10 protein-coding genes and 2 tRNA genes are annotated in these 10437 nt (G+C 72.6%); 5 read left to right on the forward strand and 7 right to left on the reverse strand.

The genetic code is table 11. The features are described from left to right. The 4 genes from G3I42_RS09435 to G3I42_RS09450 form a co-directional block, all read right to left on the reverse strand. Positions 1 to 780 (reverse strand): DUF3159 domain-containing protein (locus tag G3I42_RS09435; protein WP_239096353.1); only part of this gene is annotated, 780 nt, incomplete at its 3' end. Next, positions 777 to 1829 (reverse strand): methyltransferase, encoded by a 1053-nt coding sequence (locus G3I42_RS09440; RefSeq protein WP_164284227.1) that lies wholly within the window; start codon positions 1827 to 1829, stop codon positions 777 to 779. The genes G3I42_RS09435 and G3I42_RS09440, both read right to left, overlap by 4 nt. Before the next feature lie 91 nt (positions 1830 to 1920). Further along, positions 1921 to 2586, reverse strand: coding sequence for a class I SAM-dependent methyltransferase family protein (locus tag G3I42_RS09445; protein ID WP_164284229.1), 666 nt, complete (start codon positions 2584 to 2586; stop codon positions 1921 to 1923). A 41-nt stretch (positions 2587 to 2627) separates the two neighbouring features. Then, entirely contained in the window at positions 2628 to 3296 is a 669-nt protein-coding gene (locus tag G3I42_RS09450) for a TetR/AcrR family transcriptional regulator (RefSeq protein ID WP_164284231.1), read from the reverse strand. Between the two features lie 158 nt (positions 3297 to 3454). Between G3I42_RS09450 and G3I42_RS09455 the strand changes: the two genes are divergently transcribed. Then, positions 3455 to 5017, forward strand: coding sequence for an MFS transporter (locus tag G3I42_RS09455; protein WP_343244500.1), 1563 nt, complete (start codon positions 3455 to 3457; stop codon positions 5015 to 5017). 81 nt (positions 5018 to 5098) lie between these two features. Here the strand turns inward: G3I42_RS09455 and purL are convergent, their stop codons facing one another. From purL to purS, 3 genes are read right to left on the reverse strand one after another with little or no spacing between them, the layout of a single operon-like run. After that, on the reverse strand, positions 5099 to 7348 hold the full coding sequence (purL, locus tag G3I42_RS09460; RefSeq protein ID WP_164284235.1) for a phosphoribosylformylglycinamidine synthase subunit PurL: 2250 nt from the start codon (positions 7346 to 7348) through the stop codon (positions 5099 to 5101). Continuing rightward, positions 7345 to 8025 (reverse strand): phosphoribosylformylglycinamidine synthase subunit PurQ, encoded by a 681-nt coding sequence (gene purQ, locus G3I42_RS09465; protein WP_009067540.1) that lies wholly within the window; start codon positions 8023 to 8025, stop codon positions 7345 to 7347. Before purQ ends, purL begins: the two co-directional genes overlap by 4 nt. Further along, positions 8022 to 8267, reverse strand: a complete 246-nt coding sequence (gene purS, locus G3I42_RS09470; protein ID WP_164284237.1) for a phosphoribosylformylglycinamidine synthase subunit PurS — start codon at positions 8265 to 8267, stop codon at positions 8022 to 8024. The genes purQ and purS overlap by 4 nt, the downstream gene beginning before the upstream one ends. Before the next feature lie 453 nt (positions 8268 to 8720). Between purS and G3I42_RS09475 the strand changes: the two genes are divergently transcribed. From G3I42_RS09475 to G3I42_RS09490, 4 genes are all read left to right on the forward strand, one after another. Further along, positions 8721 to 9038 carry an Lsr2 family protein gene (locus G3I42_RS09475; protein WP_007824243.1) on the forward strand — a complete coding sequence of 106 codons (318 nt, stop codon included), beginning with the start codon at positions 8721 to 8723 and terminating at the stop codon, positions 9036 to 9038. A gap of 233 nt (positions 9039 to 9271) precedes the next feature. Next, positions 9272 to 9343 (forward strand) — tRNA-Gly (locus G3I42_RS09480). A 65-nt stretch (positions 9344 to 9408) separates the two neighbouring features. Continuing rightward, positions 9409 to 9481, forward strand: a tRNA-Gly gene (locus tag G3I42_RS09485). A gap of 136 nt (positions 9482 to 9617) precedes the next feature. Next, positions 9618 to 10437 (forward strand): ABC transporter ATP-binding protein (locus G3I42_RS09490; RefSeq protein ID WP_239096354.1); only part of this gene is annotated, 820 nt, incomplete at its 3' end.

Consider the following 10437-nt stretch of genomic DNA (forward strand, 5'->3'; position numbering starts at 1 on the left):
CGCACCGGTACCGCCGCGTACGGCGCCGAGGGACACGGGCTCGGCGGGGCGCCCGTACCCCTGCGCGTCGCGCGTCCCCGGCCGGGCCCCCGGCTCGCGCGCCTCCTGCCGGGACTCCGCCTCGCGCAGTGCGGTGGACCGCTTCGTGGCCCGGCGCACCGCCCAGACGACCACGAGGAGCGCGAGGGCGAGCAGCGGGTAGCCCATCGCGATGCGGGCGAAGGCGAGCCAGCCGGTGCTGTCGTGGTCGTAGAGCCACTGCTGCACGACGAAGCGGGCGGCGAAGACGGCGAAGAGGGCGAGCGTCGCGATGTCGTACCCGTGCCGCACGACGCGGTCCCCGCGCCACTCCTGACCCTGCCCGTTGAGGGCGCTCCAGACGTATCCGGCGAGCGGCCTGCGGATCAGCACCGAGAGCAGCAGCACGACGGCCGCCGCGAGGCTGAACCAGATGCCGAGCAGGAAGTAGCCCTTCGCCGAGCCGGTCTTCCAGGCGACGAGGGACGCCGTGCCCACGCCGATGATCCCGCCGATCGCCGGCTGGACCGATTCCTTGCGCACGAGACGCAGCACCGCCAGGCCGACCGCGACCGCCATCGCCGTCACGATCGCGGCACCGAGCCCGAAGGCGGCGTTGGCGACGACGAAGGCGATGATGGGCAGCCCCGTGTACAACAGCCCCCCGGGGCCGCCGAGTTGGTCCATCATCGTCGGCCGGGCCTTCTCCCCGGTCCGGTCGATCTTCCCGGCCCGGTCGTTCTCCCCGGTCCGGACGCTCAAGCCGCCACCCCCTCGACGACCGAGACGAGCGAGGCCGAGGGCGTCACGCCCGCGAGCCGCAGGCCCGCCGCCTCGAACAGCGCGGCGAACTCGGCGCGTTCGCGTTCACGGCCGCCGTTGGAGAGGGTCAGCATGTTGAGGTCCATGAGCGGCGGGAGCCCGCGCGACTCCTCCGGGTCGATGACGAGTTCGGTGACGAGGACCCGGCCGCCGGGCCGCAGTCCCGCGCGGCAGTTGCGCAGGATGCGGACGGCGGTCTCGTCGTCCCAGTCGTGCAGCACGTACTTGAGCAGGTAGACGTCGGCGGGCGGCACGACGTCGAGGAAGTCCCCGGCGACGAACGTGAAACGCTCGGCGAGCCCGGCCGCCGCCGTCGTCTCCTCCGCCGCCTTGGCCAGGTGCGGCAGCTCCAGCACGGCGCCGCGCAGCGCGGGGTGCCGTGCCATGAGGGTCTGGACGAAGGCACCGGCCGCCCCGCCGACGTCCATGACGGTCTCGTCCCCCCGGAGCGTGATGACGTCCGCGAGGTCGTCGGCGACCCCCTGGGTCATCGCCGACATGGCCGCGGCGAAGCGCGTCCCCTCCTCCTCGTGCGCGGCGAAGTACGTGAACAGGTCCTCGCCGAAGACGGCTTCGGACTGCGCCCGCCCGGTGCGCACGGCGTCCGGGAGCAGGCCCCACGGCTGCCAGTGCGAGGTCATGCCGCCCCACAGGGCCAGGTCGCGCAGCGAGCCGGGCCGGTCGGCCCGCAGGGTGTCGAGGAGGGGCGTCGCGGCGTACCGCTCGCCGTCCTCGGTGGTGACGAGGCCGAGGGCGTCGCAGCCGCGCAGGAAACGGGTGGTCGCCGCGGAGTCGAGGGCCGCGGCACGGGCCAGGTCCGCCGCCGTGCGCGGGCCCCGGCCGAGGTGTTCGGCGAGCCGCAGCTCGGCCGCCGTGCGGGCGATCTGCGTCGCCCAGTAGCCGGTGATCATCTGGAACATGCGCCCGGTCTCGTCCGGGGCGGCTTCCGGCGAGCCCGCCGGAGTCAGTGGGCGTTGGTAGAGGGTCACGCGTGCTCTCCTCACGGGGACGGACTCTTTGAGGGCGGGTTCCCCCTCAAGTCGCCCCGTACGGCCCCGACTTCTTTCCCGGCCCCTTCCCTCAGCCGTCCCGCCCCTCCCGCTCCGCCAGCACGTCGTAGCCGACGAAGTCGAACATGGGTGCGTCCGGCGGCGGCAGCGGGGCCGCGGGTCCGGTGCGGCGGTGTGCCGCGACGGCCTGGCGGACGTCCGGGGGCGAGAGGCTGTCGCGCGTGAAGCCGCGCGCTTCGAGCCACGCGCAGACGCGCGGGACGCGGTCCGGTTCCTTGCGGTTGCGGGTCCACACGAGCGTCCCGCCGGGCGCGCACAGGCGCGAGACGCGGTCGACGGCGTCCTCCATGCCCTCGTCCGCCACGTTGCCGAGCACCCCGCACAGCAGGACGAGCGCGGCGGGCGCCACGTCCGCGTAGTTCCGTACGAGCGCCGCGTCCCCCGTCACCACCTCGACGCGCTCGCCGAGCCCGAGCCCGGCCACCGTCGCCCGCGCCGCCGCCGCGTTGCGCGGATCGCGTTCGACGAGCCGCGCGCGGACGTCGGCGCGGCGCGGGTGCGCGGCGAGGACGCCGAGCAGGTCGTGCCCCTGCCCCGCGCACACACTCACCACCCGGACCGTGCCCGGCGGCGCCGCGTCGAGCACCTCACCGATCCGCGCGCGCACGGTCAGCAGGCGCCGCGCGTGCACGGAGTCCGGGTCGTCGTACACGCGGTGCCAGTCATGCCAGTCCATGCGCGGACGGTAGAACGCCGGGGCCACCCCTGTCCCCCGCTTTACGTACCCGGGGCGTCGCTCTCCGCGTCCGTACGCTCCGCCGCCGCGCGCCCGAAGTCCCCGAGCCCGGACTCCAGTTGCCCGAAGGCCCGCTCGGCGAGCGCCAGCCCGTCCGCGATGACGCGGCTCACCTCCGTACCGGCGAGCAGGGCATGGAAGTTGCGGCCGACGAGCGTGTGCCACACGGCGAGGATCTGCGCGGCGGCGAGCGAGGAGCCCGCCTCGTCGCCGGTCGCCTCCGTCAGCTCCGCCGCGAGCGCCCGCTCGGAGAGCCCGCGCAGCACGAGCATCCGGGCCAGGAGCGGCGGCGTCGAGGCGATGAGCCCCTGGAGGCGCAGCACGAGCGGCAGATCGCTGCCGCCGAGCGAGGCGTCGCCGGCCGCGAGCGCCGCGAGGTACGTACGGCGCACCGCGGCCACCGCCGGCTCGCCGGGCGCCCGCTCCCGTACCGCGCGCGCGGCGTCCTCGACGTGCTCCTGGAGCGGTTGGAGGACCAGGTCCTCCTTGCTGCCGAAGTAGTTGAAGACGGTCATCTTCGAGAATCCGGCCGCCTCCGCGATCTCCGCGACCGACACCGCGTCGAAGCCGCGCTCGGCGAAGAGGTCGAGCGCCACCTCGCGCAGCTTCCGCCGCGTCTCCGCCTTCTTCCGCTCCCGCAGGCTGCTCATGCCGCGCACGGTATCAGCGGGCCTCGCAGGGAGCGGACCTGCCGTTTCCCGGCCCCTGGCACGACGAACCACATATTGACCGAGGCGAAACATTGACTCGATACATAAATGTGCGCCATCCTCGGCTCATCGGCGTCCGTCCACCCCGAGGAGCCCCCGTGCCCATCTCCGTGCCGGCCGTGCCGGCCCCCGCGCCCGCCCCCGTGTCCCATTCCCGCCTCGTTCCGGCGCTCTGCCTCGTCACGATCGTCCTGGCCGTCCTGGACTCGAATATCGTCTCGGCCGCCGCCGTCCCGCTCGTCCGCGATCTCGACCCCGAGGGCGGCCTCGCCAAGGTGCCCTGGCTCGTCACTGCCTTCCAGCTCGCCGCCACCGCCGCGCTCCCCCTCTACGGGAAGCTCTGCGACACCCTCGGCGCCAAGCGGGTCTTCCTCGGCGCGCTCGGCGTCTTCCTGCTCGGCTCGGCGCTGTGCGGGTTCGCCCAGTCGATGCCCCAACTCCTCGCGTTCCGCGCCCTCCAGGGAATCGGCGGGGGCGGGCTCATGAGCATCACGCTCGTCGTGCTCCGGCTCTCGGCACGCGCCGCCAGGGAAACGGCACCGCCCGCCACGCCCGCCCCTCCCCCCTCCCGGGGTGCCGGAGCCGGTGGCCTGGTCGCCGGGGCGGGGATGGCGCTCGGCCCGTGGGTGGGCGGGATGCTGACCGAGCACCTCTCGTGGCGCTGGATCTTCTGGGTCAACCTCCCCGTCGGCCTCGCCGTCCTGCTCACCGCCGCCGCCGTCCTGCACCTGCCCGACCGCCCCGAGCGCCGCCGCGTCGACTACGCGGGCGCCGCGCTCGCCGCCGCCACCACCTCCTCGCTCCTGCTCACCCTCGAATGGGGCGGCGACCGCTGGCCCTGGCTCGCCCCGCCGACCCTCGCCCTCGCGGCGGCCACCCTCGCCCTGCTCGCGCTCTTCCTGTGGCGGCAGGCGACCGCGCCCGAACCCGTGCTCCCGCTCACCCTGTTCCGGCCGCGCGCCCTGCGGCTCGGCTTCGCCGTGCAGCTCCTCCTCGGCATCGGGCTCACCGCCGCGATCGTGCAGGTCATGCTCTACCTCCAGGTCGCGCACGGCCTCGACTCCGCGAGCGCCGGGCTCTTCCTGCTCCCCATGGCGGCCGGGATGACGGTCTCGGGCCTGCTCGCGCAGCGGTACGCGACCGGGCGCACCCGGCTCCCGCTCGCCCTCGGCACCTCGGGAGCCGCCCTCGGCCTCGCGCTGCTCGCCACCTCGACCGCGCACACGCCCGCGTGGACCACACGGGGTGAACTCTTCGTCCTGGGCTGCGGGTTCGGGCTTCTCGTCGGCCGCCTCATCCAGTACGCGCAGGACACCGCGCCCGCCGGTCTCCTCGGCGTCACGACGACGGCGGCGCGCTTCTTCCAGACCCTCGGCGGCGCGGCGGGCGCGGCCCTCGGCGGGGTGCTCCTCACCCGTCTCACGGGGCTCGACGGGGCGGCCGCGCGCGGCCACGATCCCTCGACGGCCGTCCCGGGAGCGGCACTCCCGTTCACGGGCGGCATCGACACGGTCTTCGCCTGCCTCGCCGCCCTCATGCTCCTCGCGACGGCGCTCGTCCTGCGCCTCCCGTCGCTACCGGGCAGGGAAACGTCCCCGGGAACAGCCGAGCCCCCACCCGGTCTCAAGGACTGGGCAGGGGCTCGGGAGGGCGTCAACTGACGTGCGTGCGGCGTCAGTCGCATCCGTACGGGGACAACCGGCGCCCACACCGGGGCAGTTGTTCCCGTGCCCGGGACGGGCTCAGGCCAGCAGGCCCGGGATCGTTCCCTCGTGGATCTCGCGCAGTTCGGCCAGCGACAGCGCGAACTCGCCCTGGACCTCGACCGCTTCGCCGTCCACGACGCCGATTCGCGTCGCGGGCAGGCCGCGCGCGCCGCACATGTCGGTGAAGCGCAGTTCCTCGCTCCTCGGCACGGCGACGACCGCGCGGCCCGCCGACTCGGAGAAGAGGAACGTGAAGGCGTCCAGGCCCTCGGGGACGACGAGCCGCGCCCCGTTGCCGCCGAGCAGCGCCGACTCGACGACGGAGGTGATCAGACCGCCGTCCGAGAGGTCGTGCGCCGCGTCGATCATGCCGTCGCGCGAGGCCGAGATCAGGATGTCGCCGAGCAGCCGCTCGCGCTCCAGGTCGACGGCCGGGGGCAGCCCGCCCAGGTGCGCGTGGATCACCTCGGACCACGCCGAGCCGCCGAACTCCTCCTTCGTGTCACCGAGGAGGTACAGCAGCTGGCCCTGCTCCGCGAAGGCGACCGGGGTGCGCCGGGCCACGTCGTCGATGACGCCGAGGACGGCGACGACGGGCGTCGGGTGGATCGCGACGTCACCGGTCTGGTTGTAGAGCGAGACGTTACCGCCGGTCACCGGGGTGCCGAGCTGGAGGCAGCCGTCCGCGAGCCCGCGCACGGCCTCCGAGAACTGCCACATGACCGCCGGGTCCTCGGGCGAACCGAAGTTGAGGCAGTCCGAGACGGCGAGCGGACGCGCGCCGGTCGTCGCGACGTTGCGGTACGCCTCGGCGAGCGCGAGCTGCGCGCCCGTGTACGGGTCGAGCTTCGCGTACCGGCCGTTGCCGTCCGTCGCGAGCGCGACCCCGAGGCCGCTCTCGTCGTCCACGCGGATCATGCCGGAGTCCTCCGGCTGGGCGAGGACGGTGTTGCCCTGCACGTACCGGTCGTACTGGTCCGTGATCCACGCCTTCGACGCCTGGTTCGGCGAGCCGAGGACGCGCCGCACCTGCTCCTTCAGCTCGGCCGGGGAGGCCGGGCGGGGGAGCTTGTTCGCGTCGTCCGCCTGGAGCGCGTCCTGCCACTCGGGGCGCGCGAGGGGGCGCTCGTAGACCGGGCCGTCGTGCGCGACCGTGCGCGGGTCGACGTCCACGATCTTCTCGCCGTGCCAGAAGATCTCCAGCCGGTCCCCGTCGGTGACTTCGCCGACGACCGTGGCGATGACGTCCCACTTCTCGCAGATCGCGAGGAAGCGTTCGACCTTCTCCGGCTCCACGACGGCGCACATGCGCTCCTGCGACTCGCTCATGAGGATCTCCTCGGGCGAGAGCGTGGAGTCGCGCAGCGGGACGTCGTCGAGGACGACCGTCATGCCGCCGGAGCCGTTCGAGGCCAGCTCGGAGGTCGCGCAGGAGAGCCCGGCCGCGCCGAGGTCCTGGATGCCGACGACGAGCTTCTCGGCGAAGGCTTCGAGCGTGCACTCGATGAGCAGCTTCTCCTGGAAGGGGTCGCCGACCTGCACGGCCGGGCGCTTGCTCGGCTTCGTCGCGTCGAAGGTCTCGCTAGCGAGGATCGAGGCGCCGCCGATGCCGTCGCCGCCCGTGCGGGCCCCGTACAGGATGACCTTGTTGCCCGCGCCCGACGCCTTCGCGAGGTGGATGTCCTCGTGGCGCATGACGCCGACGGCGCCCGCGTTGACGAGCGGGTTGCCCTGGTAGCAGGCGTCGAAGACGACCTCGCCGCCGATGTTCGGCAGGCCGAGGCAGTTGCCGTAGCCGCCGATCCCGGCGACGACGCCGGGCAGCACGCGCTTGGTGTCGGGGTGGTCGGCCGCGCCGAAGCGCAGCGGGTCCACGACGGCGACCGGGCGCGCGCCCATCGCGATGATGTCGCGGACGATGCCGCCGACACCGGTCGCGGCGCCCTGGTAGGGCTCGACGTAGGAGGGGTGGTTGTGCGACTCGACCTTGAAGGTCACCGCGTACCCCTGGCCGACGTCCACGACGCCCGCGTTCTCGCCGATGCCGACGAGCATCGCGTCGGACTGCGGGGCCTTCTCGCCGAACTGCCTGAGGTGGACCTTGCTGCTCTTGTACGAGCAGTGCTCCGACCACATCACCGAGTACATCGCCAGCTCGGCGCCCGTGGGCCGGCGGCCCAGGATCTCGCGGACCCGCAGGTACTCGTCCTCCTTGAGGCCGAGTTCCTTCCACGGCAGGGGCGTTTCCGGGGTCGCGGCCGCGTTCTCGACCGTGTCCAGGCTCATGCGGAGACCAGCTTCCTCAGGATCGAGGTGAAGAACCCGAGGCCGTCGGTGCCACCGCTGCCGATGAGCGGTTCCACGGCGTGCTCGGGATGCGGCATGAGGCCCACGACGTTGCCGGCCTCGTTCGTCACGCCCGCGATGTCGCGGAGCGAGCCGTTGGGGTTCGTGTCCACGTAGCGGAAGACGACCCGGCCCTCGGCCTCCAGGGCGTCGAGGGTGCGCTCGTCGGCCGTGTAGCGGCCGTCCATGTTCTTGAGCGGAATACGGATCTCCTGACCCGCCGTGAACTCGGTGGTCCACGCGGTGCCCGCGTTCTCCACCCGGAGCTTCTGCTCGCGGCACACGAAACGCATACGGTCGTTCTGGAGCATCGCGCCGGGCAGCAGGTGCGCCTCGGTGAGGACCTGGAATCCGTTGCAGATACCGAGGACAGGCATTCCGGACTTCGCCTCGGCGATCACGGATTCCATGACCGGCGAGAAGCGCGAGATCGCGCCCGCGCGCAGATAGTCGCCGTAGCTGAATCCCCCGGGCAGGACCACCGCGTCGACCTGCTTCAGGTCCTTGTCGCGGTGCCAGAGCGGAACGGCTTCCGCGCCCGCGATCCGCACCGCGCGCTGTGTGTCACGGTCATCGAGGGTGCCGGGAAAAGTAACGACCCCAATACGTGCCGTCACGATTCCACCTTTACCACGAAGTCCTCGATCACGGTGTTGGCGAGGAACGTCTCGGCCATCTCGTGGACCCGCGCGAGCACGGCGTCGTCCACCTCGCCGTCCACTTCCAGTTCGAATCGCTTTCCCTGACGCACGTCGGCGATCCCCTCGAAGCCGAGGCGCGGCAGCGCACGCTGCACCGCCTGTCCCTGGGGGTCGAGGATCTCCGGCTTGAGCATGACGTCGACTACGACGCGTGCCACGGGCACTCCCGGTGTGTGGTGCTTCGTTGAGCTTGTCCGTTCAGCGTACCGGGCCGGAATTTCTACGCGGGTAGAGCGGAAGTGGATCACTTACGGGGAGTAGCGGGCTCCGTCATCGCCCGCCCTGCGCGCGCCCATGCGCCTGTGGCGGTACTCACACGAGAAGTCGCCCGCCCCGGAAAATCCTCGCGCATATACAGGGCGGCAATGCCCGCGCGCGCCACCGGAACAGGCGCGGGAACACGCGGCAGAACTCCTTAAGGACTTCCCCACTCCGCACCCCGGCCTGTAAAAAGGAATCGGCCGGAAAAGACATTCGGTAAAAGTGCGTACGGGCACGCATGATCCCGTACGCGCCGCCGCGTGCGCAGGGCCGTGCCCCGACCGGGAGCGCGGAACTCCGGCCGTGTACAGGTCGGGCGGCGGGAGCCGCCGACGAAAGGACCGATATTCGTGGCGCAGCGTGTCGTGGTCACTCTTTACGACGACACCGACGGCAAGGAAGCGGCGGAAACCGTCACTTTCGGGCTCGACGGCAAGTCGTACGAGATCGACCTGAGCCAGGCCAACGCGGAGAAACTGCGCAAGGCGCTGGAGCCCTTCGTGGCCGCAGGCCGCAAACGCTCCTCCTCGGGCCGCGCCTACCGGCGCACTTCGGTGGCGGCCGACCCCGCCGCCGTCCGCGCCTGGGCCAGGTCGCACCAGATGGACGTGCCGCAGCGCGGGCGCATCCCGAAGAAGGTCCTTGAGGAGTTCGAAGCGGCCAACTGAGGCGGGCGCCGGGGCGTGAGCCCCGGTGGTACGGGGATGGGGCGTGAGCCCCGGCGGTGCGGGACGCGGACCCGGCGGTACGGGGGCGGGGCGCCGGCCGTGCGCGTCCCGCCCGCCCCCGTACTCCGCTCCTGACGGCCCGTCGCCCTCGATTTGCGCTCCACCCCGGGTGATCGGCTAAAGTCTGGAGCACGCCGAAGGGAACGGGCCGAAAGGCCGGAACCCGGAGCCGCGCGGGTGTAGTTCAGTAGTAGAACACCCCCTTTCCAAGGGGGAGGCGCAGTGTGCGATCCCTGTCACCCGCTCTGCACCGCTCTGCCGTGAGGTAGGGTGGTCACCGCACCGCACGACGCGAGTCGTGGGCGCATCTGCGGACGTAGCTCAGTTGGTAGAGCGCAACCTTGCCAAGGTTGAGGTCGCCAGTTCGAACCTGGTCGTCCGCTCAGCGAAAGGCCCTCCGGAAACGGGGGGCCTTCTTCGTGTGCGCGCCGGCGTTCGCGGGCCCCGATGACAGATGTCATCCGCCTTGGTGACACCGCGCACTGCCCCGGGCCCCTCGGCGCGGGAAGACTCGAAGACATGAACAGCGCGAAAGACACCACGCGAGTCATCGATGTGACTGACCTGCGCCGGGTCTACGGGGGCGGGTTCGAAGCGGTCGGCGGGATCACCTTCCACGTGGACCGAGGCGAGCTCTTCGCCCTGCTCGGGACGAACGGCGCGGGCAAGACGTCCACGGTCGAGGTACTGGAAGGACTGGCCAGGCCCACGAGCGGCACGGTCCGGATCTTCGGCCACGACCCCTTCCGCGAACGGGCCGCGATCCGCCCGCGCACCGGCGTCATGCTCCAGGAGGGCGGCTTCCCCTCCGAGCTGACCGTCGAGGAGACGGTACGGATGTGGGCGGCCTGCACGAGCGGCGCCCGCCCGCTCGGCGAGGCGCTCAACCTCGTCGGCCTCGGCAAGCGGCGCGGTGTCCGCGTCAAGCAGCTCTCCGGCGGCGAGCGGCGCCGCCTCGACCTCGCGAGCGCCCTCCTCGGCCGCCCCGAGATCCTCTTCCTCGACGAGCCGACGACCGGGCTCGACGCCGAGGGCCGCCGCGCCACCTGGGATCTCGTCCGGGCGCTGCGTGCCGAGGGCACCACCGTGCTCCTCACCACGCACTACCTGGAGGAGGCCGAGGAGCTGGCCGACCGGCTCGCGATCCTCCACGCGGGCCGCATCAACGTCACGGGAACCGTCGAGGAGGTCCTCGCGAGCCAGCCCGCGCGGATCTCCTTCCGCCTCCCGGCGAGCCACCGCCCCGAGGACCTGCCCCCGCTCGCCCGCCTGTGGGCCGAGCCCGCCGGGGCGCGCGCCGACCGGCTCGCGCCGCCCGAGGACGCCGCCTCGCTGCGCG

The sequence above is a fragment of the Streptomyces sp. SID11385 genome, assembly GCF_010548245.1.
Taxonomy (GTDB): Bacteria; Actinomycetota; Actinomycetes; order Streptomycetales; family Streptomycetaceae; genus Streptomyces.